Raw genomic sequence first — 25202 nt, forward strand, 5'->3', positions numbered from 1 at the left:
GGTCCGGTCAGTGGTGGTCACCCGTGGCACGCCACCGGCGGCGGCGCACCACGAGGATCGTGCCGGCGGCGGCCGCGGCGGTCGCGCCGATGGCGAGGGTGAGTTCGGCCGTACCGGTACGGCGCGGTTCGTACGCGGAGGGCAGGTGGCGCGCGCCTCCCCTGGCCGCTCCGGACGGGGTGACCTGGAGGGCGCCCACGGACGGCCCGGGGATGTTGGAGGTGCCAGTGCCAGTGCCAGTGCCCGTACCTGTCCCGGTGCCTGTACCCGTGCCTGTGCCCGTGGTCGCGTTGCCGCTCGTCGGCTGCGCGGGTGCCACCGGCTTCGGCACGGGCGCCTGCGGCGCCTTCGGTGTCGGGGTCCACGGGCTCGTCCTGCCAGGAGGCCGCGGCAGGGGCACCCGTCCGCGTGACGTTCCGCTGGCGGTCGGCGCCGGGGTCTTGGGCGCCGTCGTCTTCGACTTCGTGGCGGACGGCTTCGGCGCGGCCTTCGACGCCGCCGGGTTCGGCAGCGGCGCGGTGGCCGACGACCTGCTCCGGTCCGCCATGGCCTCGCCGTCCGCGGAGACCAGGCTGAAGCCGTCGACGTTCTGGCCCTTCGGGTCGTTGGGCCGGTCGCTCTTGTAGTAGTAGAGCGGGTGGGTGTTGTAGATGACGTGCGGCTCGGTGCTGTTCACCGCGTTGAGCGGGGTCTGGGCCGTCTCGCCGATCACACCCGCCGCCTTGGTCGGGAAGCCGATAGCGGCGGGCCACTTCGCGGCGCACGCGCCGGAGCACGAGGGCCTGTCCGGTTTGTCGGCGAGCCGCATATAGAGCGGGTTGCCGTTCTCGTCGGCCAGCACTTGACCCAGGCCGGTGTTGATGAGCGTCAGTTCGCTCGGCTCCTTCGGGCGGTCGACCGCCGTGGCGGCGCCACCGAGTGCGACAAGGAGCATGGTGGCCGTGGTGAGCGTGGCTATCCGGGGTCCGTATCGGTCCATGGGTACGCCCCTGTGAGTCGGTCTGCCGGGTGTGCCCCCTCTGATTGCTACATACAGAGCATCCTCAAGCGGCCGGTACGGCCACCTCGGTGGGCCGTCCGGGCGACTACCCGCATGCCGCGCGCGAGACTCAGAGCGCCTGCGGGAAATCGAACAGCCGCTCAGGGTCGTACCGCTCCTTCAGCCGTGCCAGCCGGTCCGCGGCCGGGCCGTAGTAGGCCGTGCGCCAGTCCGTCAGGGCCGGGTCGGTGTAGTTCTGGTACGCCCCGCCCGACGCGTACCGGCGCAGCGACCCATGGGTGGTTTTCAGCCATGCGCGCTCCGCCGTTCCGGGGGTGCCGGGCTCCCAGGCGGCGATGTACTGGGCCAGGATCCGTGAACGCCGGTGGACGAAGGCGGTCGCGAGCGGGTCCACCCGGTTGACCGCGCCGCCGAGCGCGGTGAGGGCGATGGAGCCGCCCCCGCCGCCGGACCCCTTCCCGCCGCCCGCGTCGCCGGGCAGCCGGGTGAACGCCTCGGCGGCCGAGACCAGGGCGCGGACCCCGGCCGGCGAGAGCGACCGGTCGAAGAAGTCCGAGGCCGCGGCGTAGGTCTCGCGCTGAAGCGCGCCGTCCGGGCTGCGGCCGGGGGTCGTACCCGGCAGATGGCACTGCTCCTGGCTGAGCCCGGAGCAGCCCGCGTACACCTGCATCGCCTCCTCGTACCCGCGCTGCCGCAGTGATATGGAGCCGGCCGGGCCGGGACCGCCCGGTCCGTCGGCGAGCCGGTCGAGCGCGTTCTTGAGTCCGGTCTCGTCGCCGAGGGAGAAGGCGGAGAGGGAGACGGTGGGGGCGGAGCCGCCGGGGCCCGCGGAGAGATGGAGCGAGGACCAGATCTCGTCCGGCTGGTCCGGGCCCCACTCCTGCCAGGCCGCGAGCAGGGTCTGCGCCTTGGACCAGGGCCAGCTCAGAAAGGCGGAGACGGTCGTCGGCGCGGGGTGGGTACGGAAACGCAGCTCGGTGACGACGCCGAAGTTGCCGTTGCCCGCGCCGCGCAGCGCCCAGAAGAGGTCCTCGTTCTGCCCGGCCTCGGCGGTGAGCCGCTTGCCGTCGGCGGTGACGATGGTGGCGGAGAGCAGGCTGTCGCAGGTCAGACCGTACGCGCGGGCGGCGACACCATGGCCGCCGCCGAGGGTGAGCCCGGACACCCCGACGGTCGGGCAGGAGCCCGCGGGGATCGTACGGCCGTGCTCGGCGAGGGCGCGGTAGACATCGGCGAGCCTGGCGCCCGCGCCGACGACCCCGTCCGAGCCCGCCGACTCCAGCGAGCCGAGCCGCGATATGTCGATCACGAGACGGCCGTCACCGCTGGACCAGCCCGCGTACGAGTGACCGCCGCTGCGGATGGAGACGGGGGTGCCATGGGTCCTGGCGAAGGCGAGGCACTCCCTGATGTCGTCCTCGCCGGCGACATAGGCGATGGCCGCGGGCTTCAGGGAGTCGAAGCGGGTGTTGTAGAGCTGCCGGGCTGTTCGGTACGCGGTGTCCTCGGGGCGTACGAGATCGCCGTCGAGCCCCTTGGCCAGCGCGCCCCAGCTCGGGGCACCGCCCGTGGGTCTTGCCGTGCCGGCCGGCGGGCTGTCGGGCGGTCCGCCCTTGTCGCCCGCGCCGCTCGTACCGCCCGAGCTGCCCGTACCGCCGGAACAGGCCGTCGCGGTCGCCGCGGTGAGGGCGGCGGCCGCGACGGCGGTGAGCAGGGTGCGCCGTTCCATGGGTCGCATAGGAGGGCCTCCTGAGGAGGGAAGGGTGCCTCAGGGGTGCAACGGTTCCGGGTCGGGAAGTTCCGCTTCAGCTCTGTGGCGCGTGGGACGCCGCGTCCGTACGGGCGCGGTCGCGGGATCTGCGGGCGGGGCCCGACCAGCCGCAGCTACAGCGGGCCAGACAGAACGAACCGCGTTCCAGGATCGAGGTGATGTGGGGTGATATGGGGTGAAGTAAAGGGGTGAAGGGCGGGGTGCCTATGGGGGGTTCCGATGTGTTGTGCTCGCACACGGACTCCACCGTACCGAGGTGTTCGCACCCCATGACAGGGCCCGGTGTGACGCCTGGCGTGACGCCCGGCACGATGCGCGGCGTGACGGGGGACGCGGGGCGTCGTTATCCGGAGCGGGTGAGCTTCGGACAAACGACGGCCAGGCGTTGGGGGTTGGCAGGCGATGGTGGTGCAGCAGCACAGAAGCAGGGGTGTGGCGTTCGCCGCCATGGCTGTGGCCGGAGCCGTCGCCGCGGCCTCCGGCTGCTCGGGAAGCGGCGGCGCCATGGCCGACGACCGGCCGGGCCGGGATCCGGGAGCGGTGCTGAGAGCGGCCGATGTGCTGCTGGCGTCGGGGAGTTCGAAGGCCCGTACGTCCATGGAGATGGCGGCCGGCGGGACGCGGGTGACCATCCGGGGCGAGGGCGGGTACGACTTCGTGCGGCGGATGGGGCGGCTCAGGGTCGTGCTGCCGAAGGATCCCGCGGGTACGAGCGGGCACCGGCCGATCACCGAACTGCTGTCGCCCGCCGCGCTGTATATGAAGAACCGCGGGGCCGGGGTGCCCATCGACAAGTGGGTCAGGGTGGATTCGACCACGCTGGACGACGGAAACCTGGTCACCGGCGGGGCGACCGATCCGCTGACCGCGGCCGAACTCCTGCGCGCTGCCCGGAATGTGGCTTTTATCGGGGAACTGGATCTGGCGGGCATCCGGGTCCGGCACTACCGGGGTGTGACGCACATCGGCCGCGCCGCGGTGTCTGCCGCTCCGTACGCGCGCGAGGCACTGGCCGCCGCGGCCAAGGGATTCGGGGAGAACGCGGTGCCGTTCGACGCGTATCTGGACGAGGCGGGGCGGCTGCGCAAGGTCAGGCATCAGTTCAGCTATGTCAATCAAGGTCAATTGGTCGATGTCGCGTCGACCACATTGCTGTACGCGTTCGGGGTCGCGGTTTCCGTCACGCTGCCGCCGTCCGACGACATCTTCGCCGGTGAGATCAAGGCATAACGCCGGGACTTGGGCGAATGCGCCCGGTCCGCAAGATCGGATCCAGCCGTAACCATGGAGGACCAAGCCGGAAATGGTCCGGACGTGCCATGCGCGGTGTGTATCACGCTCCCTACGCTAGGAAGCCGATACCGGCAGCGATACCGGCAGGAAGAGGTGATTGCACGTGGCACTGTTGCGTACGCCGGCCGTCCAGGACCACGTGGCCCTCGCCGAAATCGAGTTGTGCGGCGAGTTGATGATCGCGGCGTCGGCCGCGGACGGGGAACGGCTCAGCCCGGACCGTATCGACGAGGTGCTGAACGTGACGGCGGAGCGGGCGCCCCGGCCTGCCGCGCTCCTGCCGTCGTGCCAGGTGTGATGTGCGCCCGGACGTGATGTCCGTACGCGGGTCCGTATGTGATGTCCGTTACGAATCGGGCGTATCGGGGGCGTGTCAGGTACGGAGCAGCCGGGCGATCGCCTTGGTCGCTTCCTCCACTTTCGCATCGATTTCGTCCCCGCCCTTGACCGCGGCGTCGGCCACGCAGTGGCGCAGGTGCTCTTCCAGGAGCTGGAGCGCGAAGGACTGCAGGGCCTTGGTCGAGGCGGAGACCTGGGTCAGTATGTCGATGCAGTACACGTCCTCGTCGACCAGCCGCTGAAGGCCCCGGATCTGGCCCTCGATCCGGCGCAGCCGCTTGAGGTGTTCGTCCTTCTGCTTGTGGTAGCCGTGCACGCCGCGGTCATGGTCGGTGAGGGCGGAGGGTGCGTCGCTCGTCGCCGCGCCGGCCGCCTCGGTGGTCGTCATCGCGTCCTCCTGCTGGGATGTCCGGGCCGCTGGGTGCCCGAACTGCTGGATGTCCGAAAAGAGTCATATACCCCTTGTGGGTATATGGTACCCGTCTGTGGTCCTTGGGGCAGGGCCCTGTGCATATCACCTTGTCTGATGGGCGACACTTGGAACTTGCCGGTTAGCAGTGGCCGGATGATGCGCCTAGCATCACCCTGACCGAATTCCATGTAACCCGAGGACCCCAGGTGCGATTTCGTCTGACCCCCAGGGAGACGAGCTTCTATGACATGTTTGCCGCGTCCGCGGACAACATCGTCACGGGCTCGAAACTCCTGATGGAACTCCTCGGGGCGGATTCCTCCGCCAGGGCCGAGATCGCGGAACGGATGCGGGCGGCGGAGCACGCGGGCGACGATGCCACCCACGCGATCTTCCATCAGCTCAACTCCTCCTTCATCACGCCCTTCGACCGCGAGGACATCTACAAACTCGCGTCCTCCCTCGACGACATCATGGACTTCATGGAGGAGGCCGTCGACCTCGTCGTCCTCTACAACATCGAAGAGCTGCCCAAGGGAGTGGAGCAGCAGATCGAGGTCCTCGCGAGGGCTGCCGAGCTGACCGCCGAGGCCATGCCGCACCTGCGCACCATGAACAACCTCACCGAGTACTGGATCGAGGTCAACCGGCTGGAGAACCAGGCCGACCAGATCCACCGCAAGCTGCTGGCCCATCTCTTCAACGGCAAGTACGACGCGATGGAGGTGCTCAAACTCAAGCAGGTCGTCGATGTGCTGGAAGAGGCCGCCGACGCGTTCGAGCACGTCGCGAATACGGTGGAGACCATCGCGGTCAAGGAGTCCTGAACCACGTGGACACCTTCGCACTGATCGTGACCATTGGTGTCGCGCTCGGCTTCACCTACACCAACGGTTTCCACGACTCCGCGAACGCCATCGCGACCTCGGTGTCCACCCGGGCGCTGACTCCGCGCGCCGCGCTGGTGATGGCCGCGGTGATGAATCTCGCGGGCGCGTTCCTGGGGCAGGGGGTCGCCAAGACCGTCAGTGAGGGTCTGATCGAGACGCCCCATGGTTCGCGGGGGATGGGTATCCTCTTCGCCGCGCTGGTCGGTGCGATCGTCTGGAATCTGCTCACCTGGTACTACGGACTCCCGTCCTCGTCGTCCCACGCGCTGTTCGGCGGCCTGGTGGGCGCGGCCCTGGCCGGCGGTACGGATGTGATCTGGTCCGGCGTGCTGGAGAAGGTCGTCGTCCCGATGTTCGTGTCCCCGCTGGTCGGCCTCGGCGTCGGCTATCTGGTGATGCTCGCGATCATGTGGATATTCCGCAGGTCCAGCCCGCACAAGGCCAAGCGTGGCTTCCGGATAGCCCAGACCGTGTCCGCGGCGGGGATGGCGCTCGGGCACGGCTTGCAGGACGCGCAGAAGACGATGGGGATTGTGGTGATGGCGCTGGTCATCGCCGATGTGGAGGACTCGGGCGACACGATCCCGGTGTGGGTGAAGGTCGTCTGTGCGGTGATGCTGTCGCTCGGTACGTACGCGGGCGGGTGGCGCATTATGCGGACGCTCGGCCGGAAAATCATCGAGCTGGACCCGCCGCAGGGATTCGCGGCCGAGACGACGGGGGCGTCGATCATGTTCGGCTCGGCGTTCCTGTTCCACGCGCCGATCTCGACGACGCATGTGATCACGTCGGCGATCATGGGGGCCGGGGCGACGAAGCGGGTGAACGCGGTGCGCTGGGGCGTCGCGAAGAACATCGTTCTCGGCTGGTTCATCACGATGCCGGCGGCGGCACTGGTCGCGGGGCTGAGCTTCTGGATTGTGGACTTGGCGTTCGGCTGACCGGCCGGGGGTCCGGGGGTTGTCCCCCGGGTGGGCACAGTTGGATCGTGGACCTGGCCTTCGGCTGAGCCGGGCCGTACGCGTACCGCTTCTAAAGCCGTGCGCCTGTCGCCGTAAACGTGAATGGGCCCGCCCCCTGGGAGAGGGGGCGGGCCCGTCGTCATGCGGTGGCACCGCCATGCAGCACCGCAGGACGGCTCTGTCGACCTATCCGAAGCGCCCGGAGATGTAGTCCTCGGTCGCCTGCACGGACGGGTTGGCGAAGATGCGCTCGGTGTCGTCGATCTCGATCAGCTTGCCGGGCTGGCCGACCGCCGCGAGGTTGAAGAACGCCGTACGGTCCGAGACCCGCGCCGCCTGCTGCATGTTGTGCGTCACTATCACGATCGTGAAGCGTTCCTTCAGCTCGCCGATCAGGTCCTCGATCGCGAGGGTCGATATCGGGTCGAGCGCGGAGCACGGCTCGTCCATCAGCAGGACCTCCGGCTCGACCGCGATCGCGCGGGCGATGCACAGACGCTGCTGCTGGCCGCCGGAGAGTCCGGAGCCGGGCTTGTTCAGGCGGTCCTTGACCTCGTTCCAGAGGTTCGCGCCCTTGAGGGACTTCTCCACGGTGTCCGCCAGCTCGCTCTTGCGGGCCTGGCCGTTCAGCCGCAGTCCGGCCGCGACATTGTCGAAGATCGACATCGTGGGGAACGGGTTCGGGCGCTGGAAGACCATGCCGACCGTACGGCGCACCGCGACCGGGTCGACATTCGGACCGTACAGGTTCTCGTCGTCCAGGAGCACCTTGCCCTCGACCCTGCCGCCCGGCGTGACCTCGTGCATCCGGTTCAGGGTGCGCAGGAAGGTGGACTTGCCGCAGCCGGACGGGCCGATGAAGGCCGTCACGGAGCGGGGCTCGACGGTCATCGAGATGTCGTCGATCGCCCGGTGGGATCCGTAGTAGGCGGAGAGTCCGCTGACATCGATTCGCTTGGCCATGTCAATCACTGCTTCTTTCGTGGCCCCGCGCGGCGGAGCCGGATATCGGGCCTCAGCGGCCGGTCTTCGGGGCCTTCCAGCGGGCGATGCCGCGCGCCACCAGGTTGAGGATCATCACAAAGGCGATCAGGACCAGGGCCGCGGCCCACGCACGGTCGATCGAGGCGACCTCGCCCGCCTTGTACTCCTGGTAGATGTAGAAGGGGAGCGACGACTGAGCGCCCTCGAAGGGGTTCGAGTTGATCAGGTTGCTGCCGAAGACCAGCAGGATGATCGGCGCGGTCTCACCGGCGATACGCGCGATGGCGAGCATCACACCGGTGGTGATACCGCCGATCGCGGTCGGCAGGACGACCTTCAGGATCGTGCGCCACTTCGGCACGCCCAGGGCCAGCGAGGCCTCGCGCAGCTCGTTCGGTACGAGCTTGAGCATCTCCTCGGTGGAGCGGACCACGACCGGGATCATCAGGATGGTGAGGGCGAACGAGCCCAGCAGGCCCGACGGCTCGGTGCCGGTCATCAGCACGAGCGACAGGATGAACAGACCCGCGACGATGGACGGGATACCCGTCATGACGTCCACGAAGAAGGTCACGGCCCTGGCCAGCGCGCCCTTGCCGTACTCCACCAGATAGACGGCGGTCAGCAGACCGATCGGCGTGGCGATCACGGTGGCGATGCCGACCTGCTCCAGCGTGCCGATCAGCGCGTGGTAGACACCGCCGCCCGGCTGGGAGCTGGGGACACCGGCCATGGAGTGGCTGAGGAAGTACCCGTCGAGGACCTTCACCCCGCGGCTGATGGTCGTCCACAGCAGCGAGAAGAGCGGGATGACGGCGAGGACGAAGCAGACCCAGACGACGCTGGTGGCCAGGCGGTCCTTGGCCTGGCGCTGGTTCTCGACCACCGTGGTGGTGACGTACGAGACGACGAGAAAGGCGACGACGGCGATCAGGCCCCACTGGACCTTGCTGTCGAGACCGGCGGCGGCTCCGATGCCCGCGCCGATCAGGATGCCGGCGACGGCGAATCCGGCCGGTGCCCAGCGGGGCAGACCGCGGCGGCTCAGGCTCTTCCCGTTGTCCGAGGGCGGCAGCGGCGTCGGTGCGTGCTGTACGGCTGCGTGGCTCATGCGTTGGCCCCCGAGTACTCCTTGCGGCGCGCGATGATCAGGCGGGCCGCGCCGTTCACCAGCAGGGTGAGGACGAAGAGGACCAGGCCGGAGGCGATCAGGGCGTCACGCCCGGTTTCGTTGGCCTCGTCGAACTTCGCGGCGATGTTCTGGGCGAAGGTGCCGCCGACCGGGTCGGTGAGATGGAACGAGAGCACGAAGCTCGGGGACAGCACCGTGGCGACGGCCATCGTCTCGCCGAGCGCGCGGCCGAGGCCCAGCATCGAGGCGGAGATGACACCGGAGCGTCCGAACGGCAGGACCGAGAGGCGTATGACCTCCCAGCGGGTGGCGCCCAGTGCGAGGGCCGCCTCCTCGTTCATCCGCGGGACCTGGAGGAAGACCTCCCGGCTGACGCTGGTCACGATCGGCAGGATCATGATGGCCAGCAGGATGCCGACGGTCAGCATGTTGCGGGCGACGCCGGGCTGGGTCTGGTCGAAGATGTACGTCCAGGCGAAGTACTGGTCGAGCCAGAGGTTCAGTCCTTCGAGATACGGCACGAGGACGAGCGCGCCCCAGAGGCCGTAGATGATGCTCGGCACGGCGGCGAGCAGGTCGATGACGTACGCGAGGGGCGCGGCCAGCCGGCGCGGCGCGTAGTGCGAGATGAACAGCGCGATACCGACGGCGATCGGGACGGCGATGACCATCGCGACGATCGAGCTCATGATCGTACCGACGAGCAGGACCGGGATACCGAAGGAGGGCGGGGTGCTGGACGCGTCCCACTCGAAGGTGGTGAGGAAGTTGCCCTCGTTCTCGGAGAGGGCGAGCGCGGCGCGGTAGGTGAGGAACACCGCGATCGACGCCATGATGACGAGCAGCAGAATGCCGGAGCCCCTGGAGAGGCCCGCGAAGATGTTGTCACCCGCGCGGCCGGTGGAGGTACCCGGCTTGGAACTCAGTGGGGGGGCTGGTGGTGTGTCCATGGGTGTGGTGGAAGCCATGATCTTTCCGGTCTGTGTGGGGGAGGACGGCTCCCCTGGCGGCGGTGCACCGGAGGCAGGACGGCCGTCGGCCCGGAGCGATACGCCGGGCCGACTTCCGTCACCTGCTGTTGTGTATTACGAGAGGGAGGCGACCGTCTCGCGGACCTTGGCGTTGATCTCGGCGGGGATCGGGGCGTAACCGGCCTCGGAGAGCAGCTTCTGGCCCTCGTCGCTGGCGGTGTAGGTCAGGAAGGACTTGACCGCGGGGAGCGTCTCGGCCTTGTTGCCCTTGTCGCAGGCGATCTCGTACGTCACCAGGACGATCGGGTAGGCACCGTCGGCCTTGGTCGCGTAGTCCAGCTCAAGGGCCAGGTCCTTGCCGGTGCCCTTGATCTTGGCGGCGGCGATGGCCTTGGAGGCGTTCTCGGACGACGCCTCCACCGGGGCGGTGGCGCCGGTGTCGATCTGGACGGTGGAGATCTGCTGCGAGGTGGCGTACGAGAGCTCGAAGTAACCGATCGAGCCGTCGACCTGCTTCACCTGCGTGGCGACACCGGAGGAGCCGGACGCGGCCTGGCCACCGGGGGCCGGCCACTTCTTCTCGGCCTCGTACTTCCAGTCCGCCGAAGCGGTGGCGCCCAGGTACTTGCCGAGGTTCTGCGTGGTGCCGGAGTCCTCGGAGCGGTGGAAGGCCTGGATGGGCTTCTTCGGGAGCTTGGCGCCCGGGTTCAGCTTGGCGATCGCGGCGTCGTCCCAGCTCTTGATCTTGCTGTCGAAGATCTTGGCGAGGGTGGGGGCGTCGAGGACGAGGCTGTCCACGCCCTCCAGGTGGTAGCCGATCGCGATGGGTCCGCCGACCATCGGCAGGTTGATACCCTGGCCGCCCTGGCAGATCTTCTTCGAGTCGGCGACCTCTTCGGGCTTGAGCGCCGAGTCGGAGCCGGCGAAGCCGACGGTGCCCTGGTTGAAGGCGATGATGCCCTCACCGGAGGAGGAGGACTTGTAGTTGACCTCGACCTCGGGGCAAGCGGCCATGTAGCCCTTGACCCAGAGGTCCATGGCGTTCTTCTGCGCGCTGGAACCGGACGCGAGAAGCTGGCCCTTGGCGTCCTGGCACACGGCGTTCGACGCGGCGGTGGGCTTCGTCGACGCGTCGTCGGAGCCGGTGTTGTCGTCCGATCCACACGCCGTGAGAACCAGGGCGCCGGAGAGGGCGAGGGCGCCGAGCGCGGTGGCACGCAGCCCGTTCTTGCGCTGAAGCTTCACTTCGGGTGTTCCTTCCAAGAGCCGCCGGTCCTTGCGTATTCACGGCGGCGTGTGTCGGGGTGGGTGGTGGGGCACTGCGACCGTCACCTTGTAAGCCCGAAATTAGGCAGATGAGGTGAAGCCGCCAACGGGGAAGAATGAACGGGAAGTGAACCGTGGCAGGCGGCACGGTGCCGGTCTCATTTTGGACTCGGTTCGATTCCGACGTTGCGAGACCGGTGTGCGTGCCGAAGTGACAGGGAATCAGGTGACATTCGGTCAGATGGCGTGCAGTGCGGTCAGCAGCGCGTCGACCAGGAAGCGGTCGCGGGGCTGGGTCAGACGGTCCCTGGCGGCTTCGGGAGTGAGCCAGGCTATGCGGTCCACCTCGTCATTCGGGGTGAAGACGCCGTCCGTGGCCTCGGCCGCCCAGTAACTGACCTGCTTGGGGCGGCCCTGGGCGAGATAGCTGACCGTACCGAGCGGGGCTCCGGGGGCGCAGCGGTGGCCGGTTTCCTCGAACACTTCACGCACCGCTGCGGCCAGAGTGCCTTCCGCGCGCTTGAGTTTGCCCTTGGGGTGCGACCAGTCGTCGTATTTCGGCCGGTGTACGAGACAGATTTCCGGGGTACTGTCGCCGCCCCGGGGGTGGCGCCAGAGGACACAGCCGGCCGCGAGCACCAGGCCCTGCCGGTCCGGCTTGTCCTGGTCGCGCCGGTTGTTCCGGCTGTTCTGACTGTCCTGGTTCTTCTGCTTGTCCTGGCCGGTCCGTGTCATGGCTTCGCCCCCGTTGCCGTCACCGCTGCCGTTGCCGTCGTCGCTCCCGTACCCGTACGAAGGCACCTGTTTGCGTACGGGCCCGTCCTGCGGCCCGTACCCGGTCATGGCGCGCCGGTCATGGCGCGGTCGCCGCCGCCCGCTGCCACACCTGCTGGAAGGCGAAGCGTGCCGCCTCGACCTCCAGACGCTGGTCCGCGTGCAGCACCCCCAGGGCGTACGCCGTCGCGGGCGCGATCCGCGGGGTGCGGGCCGCGTTCGCCGCGGCTGCCGCCGCCTCGGCCGCGTCCCGGTGCCGGTCCAGGGCCTGGCCCGCGCCCAGCAGCGTCGGATCGGGGGCGCCGCCGGCGCTCCAGACCTCCTGCGCGTACCGGTGCAGCCGCAGCAACTGCCGTACGTGGTGCCAGGGCGCGTCCTGCGCCTCGCCCTCCGAGGCCGTGGCCAGCCCGTGCACCAGGGCCTCCGCGTTGTACGGATGCGCCGCGCGGGCCAGCGGCAGCGCGGCCACCGCGTCCAGCAACTGCCGTTCCGTGCTCTCGCTCGGCCCGGCCAGCACCTCCACGGCCGGGGCCCCGGCCAGTGGCGCCAGCGGCACCTCCGAAGCCAGCACCGCCACGGCGTCCGCCACCGCGTGGAAGCGCGACGAACCGAGCGCCTGGAGCGCCGCCGAGTGCGCCCGCGTCCGCGCGAGCGTGAGCTGACGTTCCAGCAGCGCGCCGGCGCGCGACGCCCCGACGGTGAGCGTGCCGGGCGGCGGCCCCTCCGGCTGGCCGTCCGTACGCGGAGCGACCGGGCCCGCCGAGGCCGAGGCCACGGAGGCCACGGCCGGAGTCACCGTCGCGCCCGAGAGCCGCGCCAGCGCCCCGAGCAGCCGGTGCAGCCGCCCCGTACAGGCGTGCTCCTGCGCCAAAGTGCCCGACAGCCAGCCCAGTTCCGTACGGAGCTGATCCGCCCAGGCCGGATCGAGCAGCGGCCGGAACGTATGCAGCCCGCCGCCGATCCGGCGCGCCGCACCGCGCAGCGTCCGGGCCGCCGCCTCGGCCGCCGCCGTGTCCGAGCCGCTCTCGCCGTACATCCGCAGCGCGCGCAGGAAGTCCCCGGCGCGCGCGTGCAGATAGCCGGCCAGGACCTCGCCCGCCGTCAGGCGGTCGGTGTCGCCCGCGGTAAAGGAGTCGATGTCCACTTCATGGTGCTGCACGCCGGCGCCTCCGGGCGTCTATGAGCATTTCCTGTACGTGCCGCAGCGGCCGGCCGTCCTGGTCCGTGGCATGCCGGGTCCAGTTGCCGTCCGCGCCGAGGTGCCAGGAGGACGTGTTGTCGGACATTCCGGTCTCCAGCAGCCGGATGAGTGCCGCGCGGTGGGCCGTGTCGGTGACCCGGACCAGTGCTTCGATACGCCGGTCGAGATTGCGGTGCATCATGTCGGCGCTGCCGAGCCAGACCTCCGGGTCACCACCGTTGCCGAACGCGAAGACCCGGGAGTGCTCCAGGAAGCGCCCCAGGACCGACCGCACCCGGATGTTCTCCGAGAGCCCGGCGACCTCCGGCCGCAGCGCGCATATCCCGCGGACCCAGACATCGACCGGCACCCCCGCCATCGAGGCCCGGTAACAGGCGTCGATGACCGCTTCGTCGACCATCGAGTTGACCTTGAACCGGACATAGGCGGGCCGCCCTGCCCGGTGGTGCGCCACTTCCTTGTTGATACGGGCGATCAGCCCGTCCCGCAGGGACTTCGGCGCGACCAGCAGCCGGCGGTAGGTCTCCCGGCGCGAGTAGCCGGACAGCCGGTTGAACAGGTCGGACAGGTCGGCGCCGACCTGTGGGTCCGCGGTCAGCAGCCCCAGGTCCTCGTACAGCCGCGCCGTCTTCGGGTGGTAGTTGCCCGTGCCGACATGGCTGTACCGGCGCAGGGTGTCGCCCTCCTGCCGTACCACCAGCGACAGCTTGCAGTGCGTCTTCAGCCCGACCAGGCCGTACACCACATGGCAGCCGGACTCCTCCAGCTTCCGTGCCCACTTGATGTTGGCCTGCTCGTCGAAGCGCGCCTTGATCTCGACCAGCACCAGGACCTGCTTGCCCGACTCGGCCGCGTCTATCAGCGCGTCCACGATCGGCGAGTCGCCCGAGGTCCGGTACAGCGTCTGCTTGATCGCCAGGACGTCCGGGTCGGCCGCGGCCTGCTCCAGGAACGCCTGGACGGAGGTCGAGAACGAGTCGTACGGATGGTGCAGCAGCACATCGCGCTCGCGCAGGGCGGCGAAGATGTCCGGCGCGGACGCCGACTCCACCTCGGCGAGGTCACGGTGCGTGCCCGCTATGAACTTGGGGTACTTCAGCTCGGGCCGGTCGAGCCGCGAGATCCCGAACAGCGCCGTCAGATCCAGCGGCCCGGGCAGCGGATAGACCTCGGCATCGGACACCTTCAGCTCGCGGACCAGCAGATCGAGGATGTACGGGTCGATGGACTCCTCGACCTCCAGCCGGACCGGCGGGCCGAAGCGCCGCCGCATCAGTTCCTTCTCCAGCGCCTTCAGGAGGTTCTCGGCGTCGTCCTCCTCCACCTCCAGGTCCTCGTTGCGAGTCACCCGGAACATGTGGTGCGCCAACACCTCCATCCCCGGGAACAGCTCCTCCAGGTGTGCCGCGATCACATCCTCCAGCGGTACGTACCGCTGCGGCGAGGCCTCCAGGAAGCGGGACAGCAGCGGCGGCACCTTGACCCGCGCGAAGTGGCGGTGGCCGCTGACCGGGTTCCGTACCACCACGGCCAGATTCAGCGAGAGACCCGAGATATAAGGGAAGGGGTGCGCGGGGTCCACGGCCAGCGGTGTGAGGACCGGGAAGATCTGCTGCCGGAAGAGTGTGAAGAGCCGCGCCTGCTCCTTGTCGGTCAGCTCCGGCCAGCGGATGATGTGGATGCCCTCGTCGGCGAGGGCCGGCGCGACATCCTGCTGATAGCAGGCGGCGTGCCGTGCCATGAGCTCCCGCGAGCGGGTCCAGATCAGATCGAGGACCTCGCGGGGCTGGAGTCCGGAGGCGGAGCGGGTGGCCACGCCGGTCGCGATACGGCGCTTGAGTCCGGCCACCCTGACCATGAAGAACTCGTCGAGGTTGGACGCGAAGATGGCGAGGAAGTTCGTCCGTTCGAGCAGCGGGGTCGCGGGGTCCTCGGCGAGCTCCAGGACGCGCTCGTTGAACGCGAGCCAGCTTCGCTCGCGGTCGAGGAACCGCCCCTGGGGCAGCTCGGAGCCCTCCCGCTCTCCTTCGCCCTCCTCCTCGTACGCGTCGAGGTCGGAGTCGAGATCGGGTTCGAGGTCGGACCCGCCCGTGGCGACCGCGTGGGGCCGGTGCGAGGCGATGAAACCGACGGACGGCTGGGGGTGCTGTACCGGTACCTCGGCGGGCTGCTGGCTCATGTCCCCATTGTTCCGCGCAGAGGGGACGACCGGCGCGTCGGAGAGGGCAGGTGCGAGGCGGATCCTGCCGTTCGGCGTGGGGGGCAGAGCGGGCTGCATTGAGAGAGAGTCGCAAGACCGTCTGAATGGCCGGTAACGGTGACATGACGTGAAGGAAAGCGGGACCGGGCTCCCCGGGGTGCCCCGAAGCGCCTGCTCACGGGCCGCGCGCGGACGCGCGCCGGTGGGTACGCAGGTGGGGGTACGGGGGCGAGCGCGGGGGGTACGGGAGGCGGCCCGGCGGGGTGCGGGATGCGCGCGGGGTCACGCCACCGGAGCGGAGGGTTACGGTCCGGACGGGGCTGCCCCCGGTGGCGGGGCGGTCGGGAGCCTGCGGGGCCGCGGCTCGGACCGGCTTGCCCGGGGTGCCGGGCCGGGCGGCCGGCGCGGATGGGCTTGGCCTGGGTCCGGCGGTCGGCGGGGGACAGGGCTCCGGGCCGGGGCGCTCCGGTCCCCGCGCGGGTCCGGTGCCAGGCGGCGTTCGCGTCCCGGCGGGGCGGACCGTCGGCCGTGCCCCGCGCGGATGCCGCGTCAGGACTCGGTGCGGTACATCAGGTCCACCTCGTGCGTGGCGAAGCCCAGCCGCTCGTACACCGTCACCGCCGCCGCGTTGTCCGCGTCCACGTACAGCATCGCCGTCGGCAGCCCCTCCGCCGCGAGATGCCGCAGCCCGATCGCGGTCAGCGCCTTCCCGAGCCCGCCGCCCTGCGCGTCCGGCCGGATGCCGACGACGTACACCTCACCGATCCGCTCCTCGGCGTGCACCTTGGTCCAGTGGAAACCGACCAGCTCCCCGCCGCGCTCCGCGAGGAAGAAGCCCTTCGGGTCGAACCACGGCTGCGCCATCCGGTCGTCCAGGTCCCGCTGGGTCAGCGCGCCCTGTTCGGGATGGTGCGCGAACGCCGCCGCGTTCAGCGCGAGCCAGGCCGCGTCGTCCTGCCCCGGTACGAACGTACGGATCGTGATCCCCGCGGGCAGCACCGCCTCGGGGATCGCCGACGGGTCCAACGGGCGGCGCAACTGCCGCAGTTCACGGAAGAGCGTCAGCCCCAGCACCTGCGCGAGATGCCGCGCCGCCGACTTGCCGCCGTGTGCCCAGACCCGCAGCCGCTTCCCCGACGCCCCCAGCAACGCGGCGCCCAGCGCCCGGCCATGGCCCTGCCCGCGGTATCCGGGCCGTACGACCAGCTCGGCGGCCGGCGCCTCGACCGGGTCGGTGTCCTCAAGCTGCCCGTATCCGACGAGCACCCCGTCCACGCTCAGCAGGAAGTGCCGTACGCCCTCGCGGTGTCCGCCGCGCAACTGGAGCCGGCCCTGCTCGGAGATGGCCTGCACCCCGTCCGAGGCACCGGCCTCGGCGAGCAGCGCGAGCACCTCCTCGGCCTGCTCCGGGGTGAGCGCGTCAAGAGTCAGAATCTGCCGGCCGGACTCGCGGGCTGCTGCGTCAGTCATAACCCGAGGGTACGGCGCTCCCAGCCCCTGTCCGGCGGATCTTCGCGGGCCCGGAACGCCTGGCACGGCACCTCGCTGCGTTGTCGGACCGTCCAAGTACATCCAGTACGAGGACGATCCTCCGCCTTGCGATCCACCGCACCAGCCGCCCCGGGCTGATCCACGAAGATCCGCCGGACAGGACCTAGCCCCCGGATCCGCCCACGCCCCGACAGCCCCCGCACCCCCAACGGCAACCAGGTCGTAACCCGGCAACCCCTGTCGCGCTACGCGCGTTGACCTTAGGCTGCGGGGCGCAGTATTCAACTCCGGACTTTTCACGATTCTCAATACCCTCAAAGCACTTCACGCATACGTTCGATACGCATTCGATCCACAAGGGGACCGATGTCAGCGACACCGCAGAAGAAGCGCGCGGCGCGGCGGGTGCTTGCCGCCGCAGCAGGGCTGGCGACCGTGGGCGCGCTGGTCGCCGCGATGCCTGCCGCCGCGAGCCAGGACAAGAACAAGGGCCACCACAAGGACGACCTGGTGGAGGTTCAGCTCCTTTCCTTCAACGACTTCCACGGAAACCTGGAGCCGCCCGCCGGCTCGTCCGGGAACGTCAACGAGAAGCAGGCCGACGGCACGACCAAGGCGATCCCCGCCGGCGGTGCCGAATACCTGGCGACCTCGCTGCGCAAGGCCCGTGAGGGCCACAAGTTCTCCGTCACCGCGGCCGGCGGTGACATGGTGGGCGCCAGCCCGCTGCTGTCCGGCCTCTTCCACGACGAGCCGACCATCGAAGCGCTCAACAAGATGGAGCTCGATGTGACGGCCGTGGGCAACCACGAGTTCGACGAGGGCGCGGAGGAGCTGGGCCGTCTCCAGAAGGGCGGCTGCCACCCGACCGACGGCTGCTACGAGAAGGGGAAGAAGTTCAAGGGCGCCGACTTCCCGTACCTCGCCGCCAATGTGACGTCGGAGAAGACCGGCAAGCCGGTCCTCAAGCCGTACACCGTCTGGAAGACGCACGGCATCAAGATCGGCTTCATCGGGGTGACCCTGGAGGGCACGCCGAACATCGTGACCGCCGAGGGCGTCAAGGGCCTGAAGTTCCACGACGAGGTCGAGACGATCAACAAGTACGCCAAGGAGCTGGAGAGCCAGGGCGTCAACTCGATCGTCGCGCTGATCCACGAGGGCGGCCTGCCGGCCTCGTCCGCGTACAACTACGACTGTGACAGCCCCGCCCCCGGCGGCGGCGTCTCCGGTCCGATCGTCGACATCGCCAAGGGCATCTCCCCGCAGGTCGACGCGCTGGTGACGGGTCACACCCACAACGCGTACGCCTGCACCATCCCGGACCCGGCGGGCAACCCGCGTCTGGTCACCTCGGCGGCGTCGTTCGGCAGGCTCTACACGGACACCACGCTCACCTACGACCGCCGTACGAATGACATCGTGCGGACGAGCGTCGAGTCGGCGAACCACGTCGTCAGCCGTGACCAGCCCAAGGCGCAGGACATGACGGACCTGATCGCGCGCTGGAACAAGCTGGCCGCGCCGATCTCCAACACCCCGCAGGGCTACATCTCCGCGGACATCAACGGCCGTGGCGCGACGAGCCCTGAGTCCCCGCTCGGCGATGTGATCGCGGACGCGCAGCTCGCGGGCACGGCCCCGGCGGACAAGGGCGGCGCGCAGCTCGCCTTCATGAACCCGGGCGGTATCAGGTCCGACCTGGTCTACGCGGCGTCGGGCGCCGAGGGCGACGGTGTGGTGACGTACGGCGAGGCGTTCACCGTCCAGCCGTTCACCAACATGATGAACGTCTTCGACCTGACGGGTGCTCAGATCATCACCGCGCTCCAGCAGCAGGTGAGCGGTTCGAACGCGGCCTCCCCGAAGATCCTCCAGGTCTCGAACGGCTTCACGTACACGCTGGACATGACGAAGACCGGCGCGGACCGCGTCCTCACGGACACGGTGAAGCTGAACGGCGCGCCGATCGACCCGGCGAAGACCTACCGCGTCGCGATGAACGAGTTCCTGGGCGGCGGCGGTGACGGCTTCGCCGCGCTGGGCCAGGGCAAGAACAAGCTGGTCGGTCCCTCGGACCTGGACCTGCTGAACGCGTACCTCGCGGCCAACTCGTCGGCCCAGTCGCCGCTGGCGCCGCCGGCCGCCAACCGGATCACGATCATCCGCTGATTCCGGTGCGCGTGTAGGTCCGCCGCACGTGCGGGTCTGGTGCACATGTAGGTAGGGAGTGTCCGCGAAGTATCGCCGTCTGCCTCGGGGCAGGGCGGGACTTCGCGGACACGCCCTTTTCTGATGCGCTTCTCGGCCGCGCGCCTTCATGGCATCCGTGCGCCTTCTCGGCATCCGTGAGCTTGCGCGGGGCGTTTGTGCGGCGCGTTTGTGCGGCGCGGTGCAGTACGGAGCCGTGCCGCCGGTTGTCACTCGTACGTGGGGCCGGGGCGCCGTTCCAGCCGGCCGCCCGTCCCCGGCGCTGGAAAATCCGCCCATGGGAACTGGGCGGCGGACGCGCCGAGTTGGTGTGCTCTATCTCGTGCTGGCCGTCGGCGGGATGGCCGGGGCCGTGGGTGTCGCCCTTCGGTTCGAGCTGCCGGTGGCCGAGACCGTGGCGGCTCTGCTTCCGTCCGTGGGCGGGCTGTATCTGTCCTGGGCTGCCTTCCGGGCCGATCGGCGGGACGTGGCCGACGGTTACGACATGGCCCGGATCGCCGACCGGCTGGCGCTGGCCGTGCGGGGGCAGTGGGAGTCCGAGGCGCGGGTGCGGCGGCTGAACGATCCGTACCCGCTCCCGGTCTCCTGGCGGGCGGCCGACCCGGGATTCGGCGAGTCGTGGCCGCTCCTGCGGGAGATGGCCGGGGAGCGGCCGTCCGGCCGGCCGGCTCCGCCCTCCGGCTGGGCCACCGGGCCCGCCGGACTGGCCGGGACGGGCGGGGAGATCACCGAGGTGTTCCTCGAACGGGTGCCGACTCGCCGCCTTGTGGTCCTCGGCGGACCGGGAAGCGGCAAGACGATGCTGCTGGTCCGTCTGTTGCTGGCGCTGGTCGCCGAGCGCGCGGAGGGCGGCCCCGTTCCCGTACTGTTCCCGCTGGCCTCGTGGAATCCGGCGGAACAGACGCTGGAGTCGTGGATGGCGGAACGGCTCGCGCGTGACTACAGCGGTCTGGGCTCCCCGGAGGCGGGGTACGCGGATCACCCGGATCGCGCCGGGCATGCGGCCCGCGCGGGACAGGGGCAGAGGCCGGGGCAGAGCCAGGGGCAGGAGCAGGAGCAGGTCAGCCTCGCCCGGGCCCTGCTCGAACACCGGCTGATCCTGCCGGTCCTGGACGGGTTCGACGAGATCCCCACGCCGTTCCGCGCCATGGCGCTGGACGCGATCAACGCGGCCCTGCCGCTCGGCCGCCCGCTGGTGCTGTCCAGCCGCGTGACGGAGTACGGTGACACACTGGCCCCGGCCCGCGGCGTACCGGTCAGGCTCAGCGGTGCCGCCGCCGTGGAGCTGCGCCCCTTGGACGCGCCGGACATCGCCGGCTATCTGAAACGGGACTCCGGCGGCCAGGAGACGGCGGCGGCCGCCCGCTGGGATCCGGTGATCAGGCTGCTCGGCGGCGATGCCCCCGTGGCACGCGCGCTGACCACACCGCTGATGCTGTTCCTGGCCAGGACGGTGTACAACCCCCGGCCGGGAGAACAGGCCGCTGTCCTCCCCACGCCCGCGGACCTGTGCGATCCGGTCCGCTTCCCCGGCGCCGCGGCCGTCCGGGCCCATCTCTTCGACGCGTTCGTGCCCGCCGCCTACCGGCCCCATCCGCGGTATCCGTGCCGCTGGTCCCCGCAGCAGGCCGAGCACGCGCTGCGGTATCTGGCACGCCATCTGCAGCACACCCTGGGCGGTACCACCGACCTGGCCTGGTGGCAGGTGCGCCGTGCGCTGCCCTCCCGTATCGCCCAGGTGGTGACGGGAGTTGTCCTCGGTGTCGTGGCCTGGACCGCCGCCACCGTGGTGGGCCGGCTCACGGCGCTGCTCGCCGGCCTCGACTCCGGGTGGCAGACGGGCCCGCCCGCGGCCATGGTCGCGGGACTGGCCGGAGGGATCGCGGGCGGCATCGGCTGCGGCCTGGTCGCGGGGGTGACCGGGGGCGTCGCCGAGGGAGCGACCCATGTACTCACCACCGGGCAGCCGGGCTGGCTGGCGACCACGCTTGCCTACGGACTCGCCTACGGCTTCGCCGGCGGCATCGTCGGCGCGCTGTCCAGCAGACTCGCGGCCCGGCGTCCGGGGGCGCCACCGGGCGGGCCGGGGATCCGGCGGCGGCGCTGGTGGGCTTCGGGGAACCGGCGGCCGGGGGCGGCTGCGGGGACCCGGCGACCGGGAGCGGCTGCGGGGAGACGGCGTGGGACGACCGGACTCGCGCTCCGGTGGGCCAGGGGGCTTCGGGGCGGCGGTCCGGGGCGGCACCTTCCGGGGCCCGGCGGCCTGAGGAGGCGCCCGGGATCCGGCCGCCCGGCGCGGCACCCGGGTCCCGGCGGTCCGGCGCGGTGCCCGGGACTCGGCGGCTCGGGGCGCTGCTCGGGGCCTGGCGGCTCGGTGGGGTGCCCGAGATCCGGCAGCCTGGGGCGGCACCCGGGTCCCGGCAGCCTGGGGCGGCGCCTGGGTCCCGGCGGTCCGGCGCGGTGCCCGGGTCCCGGCAGTCCGGGGCGGCGGTGCGCGGGACTCGGCGGCCCCGCGTGGTGCCCGGGGCCCCGGGCCGCAGGGCCTGGGACTGGCGGATGTGTGCCCTCGGGTTCATCGCCGGGGCCGTCCTCTGGTTCTCCTTCCGGCTGAACTACGGCCCCGCCGCCGCGGCCGTCGGCGCCCTCGCCAACGGGACGGTCTACGCGCTGGCCGGCGGAGCCGTCGGCGCTCGCGCGAGCAGCCTGTCCGCACGCCGCCCGGACGCCATCCCGACCGTCCGCACGCGCTGGGCCTGGGACTGGCGCGGCTTTTCCGTGGGCCTCGCGAGCGGCTCCACCATCGGCCTCACCCACTGGGCCGTCCTCAGGATCCAGTCGCTCCTCACCGGCACTCCCTCCTACACCTTCACGACGATGCTGTCGTTCTCCTGCGCGTTCGGGCTCGCCGTCGGAATCGCCCACGGCCTCGCCGGCAAACCGGCCGACCTCGCCACCTCGGTCGGACCGGCCGCCCTCCTGGAGCAGGACCGGAAAATCTTCCGCAGGCTGTGGACCGTCGTCGGCCTCGCGGTCTGCGCCGCGTTCCTCCTCTGTTACGGCGTCGAGTACGTCGTACAGGGCGGCCTTCACTACGGTCTGGGCCGCGGAACCACGGGCGGCAAGGCGATCTCGATGAGCCCGCCCCACATCCTCGACCGAGGCCTCGCCTACGGACTCACCGTCGGCCTCGCGGCGGCGCTCGGCCACAACGCCTGGTGGCAGTACACCCTCACGCGCCACCACCTGGCGGCGCGCCGGCACCTCCCCCGGGATCTGACCGCCTTCCTCACCGACGCCCATGAACGACGCGGCGTACTGCGCCAGGTGGGAACGGTTTACCAGTTCCGTCACATCGACCTACAGCACCACCTCGCCGCCCAGGGACGCCGGGATCCGGTCCGCCGGGCCCCGGGGCGCCGCCCGCCGTGCGGCTCTCCGCGCTGCGCTCCGTTCATTCCGCGGCCGTTCATCCGGCCCTGTTCCACGTGTGACGTGTACCGGACATAATCCGAGGGCTGATCCCCCACACAGCAGACGGAGGCACCTTCGTATGAGCCGCGTGAGCACACACACAGGTACGCGCCGGGGCTTTCTGGCCGGCGCGCTCGCCGTTTCCGCCACCGCCCTCATCGGCGCCGCGCCCGCCATCGCCGCCTCGCGCCGGGCGTTCGCCCCGCAGGACTGGATGAGCGGCTTCGGCGACGGTACGCCCGTACAGCGGCTGACGATTCCCGGTACGCACAACTCCGGCGCCCAGGTCGGCGGGCTCTGGGTGGCCTGCCAGAACACCGGCATCGCCGACCAGTTGAACAGCGGCATCCGCTTCCTGGACGTACGCTGCCGGGCGTTCGACAACGCCTTCAGCATCCACCACGCCGCCTTCTACCAGAACCTGAACTTCGACGATGTCCTCGGCGCCTGCCGGGACTTCCTCCGCGCGCACCCCTCCGAGACCGTGCTGATGCGGCTCAAGCAGGAGTACTCGACGGAGAGCGACGCCGAGTTCCGGCGGATCTTCGACACGTACCTCGACGGCAAGGGCTGGCGCTCGCTCTTCCGGCTGGACGGCAATCTGCCCACGCTCGGCGAGGCGCGCGGCCGGGTCGTGCTGCTCGCGGACAGCGGCGGGCTGCCGGGGGTGCGGTACGGGGACGGCGCGCTGTTCGACATCCAGGACGACTACCAGGCCGAGCCGTTCGCCAAGTACCCCAAGATCGAGGCGCACTTCCGCAAGGCCGTGCAGCAGCCGGGCAAGCTGTTCATCAACTACGTCAGCACGGCGGCCCTGTTGCCGCCCCGCTGGAACTCCGACCGGCTCAACCCCCAGGTGCACACCTTCCTGGACGGCGCGGAGGCGAGCGGCTGGCGCGGGCTCGGGATCGTACCGCTGGACTTCCCGGCGACGCGGGCCGGTCTGGTGGAGTCGCTGATACGGCACAACGGGTAACCGGGCGAAACGGCTGAAACGGCACAAGAGGGACGTATTCCTGGTCTGAGGCGGGCGGGACGGGCCGCCCGGCTCAGACAGGGGCGCCCGGCTCAGGCAGGGGATTCCCTCAACCTGTTTGTGGTACGTGAGAGTTGGGTATCCGGGTTGCCCACCGCGGCTCAAGTACGACGGTCTATCGTGGCCCCATGTCCGTCCCTGAGCTGATCCGTATCGTCTCCCGCGACTCGCCCATGGCCCTCGCCCAGGTGGAGCGCGTGCGCGCCGAGCTGGCCGCGCTCCACCCCGGCACCGCCACCGAGGTCGTCCCGGTCAAGACCACCGGCGACAAGTGGATGGGCGACCTGAGCCAGGTCGAGGGCAAGGGCGCCTTCACCAAGGAGGTCGACGCCGCGCTGCTCGCGGGCGAGGCTGACCTCGCGGTGCACTGTGTCAAGGACATCCCGGCGGACCGCCCGCTGCCCGCCGGGACGACCTTCGCCGCGTTCCTCAAGCGCGACGACATCCGCGACGCCCTGGTTCACCCGGGCGGTCTCACCCTCGACGAACTCCCGGCCGGCACCCGGATCGGCACCTCTTCGGTCCGCCGTATCGCCCAGCTCGCCGCCTCGCACCCGCACCTGGAGTGCGTACCGTTCCGCGGCAACGCCAACCGCCGCCTGGAGAAGCTCGCCGCGGGCGAGGCCGACGCCCTGCTCCTGGCCGTTTCCGGCCTCGAACGCATCGGCCGTACGGATGTGATCTCCGAGGCCCTGTCGCCCGAGACGATGTGCCCGCCGATCGGCGCGGGCGTCCTCGCGCTCCAGTGCCGCGAGGACGACACCGTCCTGATAGACGCGATCAGCGGGCTCGGGGATCCCGACACGTACCGTGAGACGACGGCGGAGCGCATGTTCCTGCATGTCCTCCAGGGCCACTGCAACTCGCCCATCGCCGGTTACGCCAAGGCGCACCGCAACGGCGACCTCTCGCTGCGGGCCTGTGTCTTCACCCCGGACGGCAAGACCGTACTGAACGCACACGAGTGGGCGGGCCCGCTGGACCCGGCGACGCTGGGCACCTCGGTGGCGGTCGCGCTGCTCCGCCAGGGAGCCCGCGAACTGATCGACGGCATCGCGCACTAGTACGGCGACCGCTGGTGCCGCGACTACTGGTGCGACCGGGCAAGCCTTGCCGGGAGGGGCACTAGGTCCTGCTGTCCGGCGGGCTCACGCAGATCCGCCGGACAGCCTTCGGAACGGTTGTCAGCCGCGGTGCTGACGTGCGCGGGCCCGGAAATTCTCCGGGACCCACTCGTGCCGGCAGAAGCAGTCGCCGTCGCCGCGGTCGCCGACCTGGTTGTTCTTCGACAGCAGGGACTCGACATGCCCCCGGCCGCTGAAGCACTGGCGGTAACCGTTCTCGCCGTCGCGGGTATCCCGGCCCAAAGCCTCAGCCAGGTAGCCGACGTTGTACAACGCGTCAGACGGTATGCGTGAGTTGAACCCCCGGCAGTACGCCCGGAACATGATCTCTTTGTAAGCGGGCTGCAAACCGTGGACGAGTCCGAACTCCACGAGACAGAGCGCGTCCTGCCGCATGTGCTGATACATGACCGCGTCTCGCTTGGAGCGCTCCTCCGGGGAGTTTTCGTTGAGCCATTCCTCCACGGAGTTGCCAAGATGCTTGGCGAGGTGCGCCAGCGAATGAGTCACTAAATGAGTAAGCGGATCCATGCGAGGATTGAAGACTTTCCGGACATGGACCGTCAACGGGAACGCCTTGTACCCCTTAATGGTGCAGACGCGGTCATCGGCAGTGGTCACATGCCCTGGGCAGCGGTGCCATGCCTCACGGGGGAGACCAGATCGGTACGGTG

The 25202-nt window shown here is 70.2% G+C and carries 21 protein-coding genes; 9 read left to right on the forward strand and 12 right to left on the reverse strand.

The features are described 5' to 3' along the window. Nucleotides 1-7: 7 nt before the first annotated feature. Together KQY30_RS19435 and KQY30_RS19440 are read right to left on the reverse strand one after the other, a co-directional pair. Complete coding sequence (locus tag KQY30_RS19435) at nucleotides 8-979, reverse strand: hypothetical protein (protein ID WP_217307916.1); 972 nt, start codon at nucleotides 977-979, stop codon at nucleotides 8-10. A gap of 130 nt (nucleotides 980-1109) precedes the next feature. After that, nucleotides 1110-2729: an FAD-binding oxidoreductase gene (locus tag KQY30_RS19440; RefSeq protein ID WP_217311170.1), complete on the reverse strand. Its 1620-nt coding sequence runs from the start codon at nucleotides 2727-2729 to the stop codon at nucleotides 1110-1112. A gap of 444 nt (nucleotides 2730-3173) precedes the next feature. Between KQY30_RS19440 and KQY30_RS19445 the strand changes: the two genes are divergently transcribed. Further along, nucleotides 3174-4001, forward strand: coding sequence for a hypothetical protein (locus KQY30_RS19445; protein WP_217307917.1), 828 nt, complete (start codon nucleotides 3174-3176; stop codon nucleotides 3999-4001). Nucleotides 4002-4161: 160 nt separating this feature from the next. Continuing rightward, nucleotides 4162-4362, forward strand: coding sequence for a hypothetical protein (locus KQY30_RS19450; RefSeq protein ID WP_217307918.1), 201 nt, complete (start codon nucleotides 4162-4164; stop codon nucleotides 4360-4362). 75 nt (nucleotides 4363-4437) lie between these two features. Here KQY30_RS19450 and KQY30_RS19455 read toward each other — a convergent pair whose 3' ends face one another. Next, nucleotides 4438-4791: a metal-sensitive transcriptional regulator gene (locus tag KQY30_RS19455; RefSeq protein ID WP_254407223.1), complete on the reverse strand. Its 354-nt coding sequence runs from the start codon at nucleotides 4789-4791 to the stop codon at nucleotides 4438-4440. Between the two features lie 230 nt (nucleotides 4792-5021). Here KQY30_RS19455 and KQY30_RS19460 point away from each other — a divergent pair, with 230 nt between their 5' ends. Together KQY30_RS19460 and KQY30_RS19465 are read left to right on the forward strand one after the other, a co-directional pair. Next, nucleotides 5022-5642 carry a DUF47 domain-containing protein gene (locus KQY30_RS19460; RefSeq protein WP_046496218.1) on the forward strand — a complete coding sequence of 207 codons (621 nt, stop codon included), beginning with the start codon at nucleotides 5022-5024 and terminating at the stop codon, nucleotides 5640-5642. 5 nt (nucleotides 5643-5647) lie between these two features. Continuing rightward, the gene (locus KQY30_RS19465; RefSeq protein WP_217307919.1) at nucleotides 5648-6646 is read left to right on the forward strand and encodes an inorganic phosphate transporter; all 999 of its coding nucleotides are present in this window, start codon (nucleotides 5648-5650) and stop codon (nucleotides 6644-6646) included. Nucleotides 6647-6853: 207 nt separating this feature from the next. Here the strand turns inward: KQY30_RS19465 and pstB are convergent, their stop codons facing one another. The 8 genes from pstB to mshD all read right to left on the reverse strand — a co-directional run bounded on the left by pstB (nucleotide 6854) and on the right by mshD (nucleotide 16665). Then, the gene (pstB, locus tag KQY30_RS19470; RefSeq protein WP_217307920.1) at nucleotides 6854-7630 is read right to left on the reverse strand and encodes a phosphate ABC transporter ATP-binding protein PstB; all 777 of its coding nucleotides are present in this window, start codon (nucleotides 7628-7630) and stop codon (nucleotides 6854-6856) included. A 52-nt stretch (nucleotides 7631-7682) separates the two neighbouring features. After that, nucleotides 7683-8762, reverse strand: a complete 1080-nt coding sequence (gene pstA, locus KQY30_RS19475) for a phosphate ABC transporter permease PstA (RefSeq protein WP_217307921.1) — start codon at nucleotides 8760-8762, stop codon at nucleotides 7683-7685. Continuing rightward, nucleotides 8759-9751, reverse strand: coding sequence for a phosphate ABC transporter permease subunit PstC (pstC, locus tag KQY30_RS19480; protein ID WP_217307922.1), 993 nt, complete (start codon nucleotides 9749-9751; stop codon nucleotides 8759-8761). Before pstC ends, pstA begins: the two co-directional genes overlap by 4 nt. Before the next feature lie 117 nt (nucleotides 9752-9868). Then, on the reverse strand, nucleotides 9869-10999 hold the full coding sequence (pstS, locus tag KQY30_RS19485; protein ID WP_217307923.1) for a phosphate ABC transporter substrate-binding protein PstS: 1131 nt from the start codon (nucleotides 10997-10999) through the stop codon (nucleotides 9869-9871). A 258-nt stretch (nucleotides 11000-11257) separates the two neighbouring features. Further along, nucleotides 11258-11662 (reverse strand): NUDIX hydrolase, encoded by a 405-nt coding sequence (locus KQY30_RS19490; protein WP_254407629.1) that lies wholly within the window; start codon nucleotides 11660-11662, stop codon nucleotides 11258-11260. Nucleotides 11663-11873: 211 nt separating this feature from the next. Further along, nucleotides 11874-12932, reverse strand: coding sequence for a CHAD domain-containing protein (locus KQY30_RS19495; protein WP_254407630.1), 1059 nt, complete (start codon nucleotides 12930-12932; stop codon nucleotides 11874-11876). Nucleotides 12933-12939: 7 nt separating this feature from the next. Beyond that, on the reverse strand, nucleotides 12940-15174 hold the full coding sequence (locus tag KQY30_RS19500) for an RNA degradosome polyphosphate kinase (protein WP_217307924.1): 2235 nt from the start codon (nucleotides 15172-15174) through the stop codon (nucleotides 12940-12942). 570 nt (nucleotides 15175-15744) lie between these two features. Continuing rightward, nucleotides 15745-16665, reverse strand: a complete 921-nt coding sequence (mshD, locus tag KQY30_RS19505) for a mycothiol synthase (protein WP_217307925.1) — start codon at nucleotides 16663-16665, stop codon at nucleotides 15745-15747. A 387-nt stretch (nucleotides 16666-17052) separates the two neighbouring features. Between mshD and KQY30_RS19510 the strand changes: the two genes are divergently transcribed. From KQY30_RS19510 to hemC, 5 genes are all read left to right on the forward strand, one after another. Continuing rightward, the gene (locus tag KQY30_RS19510; RefSeq protein ID WP_217307926.1) at nucleotides 17053-18858 is read left to right on the forward strand and encodes a bifunctional UDP-sugar hydrolase/5'-nucleotidase; all 1806 of its coding nucleotides are present in this window, start codon (nucleotides 17053-17055) and stop codon (nucleotides 18856-18858) included. A 316-nt stretch (nucleotides 18859-19174) separates the two neighbouring features. Beyond that, on the forward strand, nucleotides 19175-21508 hold the full coding sequence (locus KQY30_RS37140; protein WP_217307927.1) for an NACHT domain-containing protein: 2334 nt from the start codon (nucleotides 19175-19177) through the stop codon (nucleotides 21506-21508). Then, a complete protein-coding gene (locus tag KQY30_RS19520; protein WP_217307928.1) occupies nucleotides 21454-22404 on the forward strand; it encodes a hypothetical protein in 951 nt (316 codons plus the stop codon). The genes KQY30_RS37140 and KQY30_RS19520 overlap by 55 nt, the downstream gene beginning before the upstream one ends. Before the next feature lie 43 nt (nucleotides 22405-22447). Next, nucleotides 22448-23344: a phosphatidylinositol-specific phospholipase C gene (locus tag KQY30_RS19525; RefSeq protein WP_217307929.1), complete on the forward strand. Its 897-nt coding sequence runs from the start codon at nucleotides 22448-22450 to the stop codon at nucleotides 23342-23344. Between the two features lie 188 nt (nucleotides 23345-23532). Continuing rightward, nucleotides 23533-24468 carry a hydroxymethylbilane synthase gene (gene hemC / locus KQY30_RS19530; protein ID WP_217307930.1) on the forward strand — a complete coding sequence of 312 codons (936 nt, stop codon included), beginning with the start codon at nucleotides 23533-23535 and terminating at the stop codon, nucleotides 24466-24468. Between the two features lie 120 nt (nucleotides 24469-24588). Here hemC and KQY30_RS19535 read toward each other — a convergent pair whose 3' ends face one another. Then, on the reverse strand, nucleotides 24589-25149 hold the full coding sequence (locus tag KQY30_RS19535; RefSeq protein ID WP_217307931.1) for a hypothetical protein: 561 nt from the start codon (nucleotides 25147-25149) through the stop codon (nucleotides 24589-24591). Between the last annotated feature and the right edge of the window lie 53 nt (nucleotides 25150-25202).

This window comes from Streptomyces sp. GMY02 (assembly GCF_019056675.1).
Taxonomy (GTDB): Bacteria; Actinomycetota; Actinomycetes; order Streptomycetales; family Streptomycetaceae; genus Streptomyces; species Streptomyces odonnellii.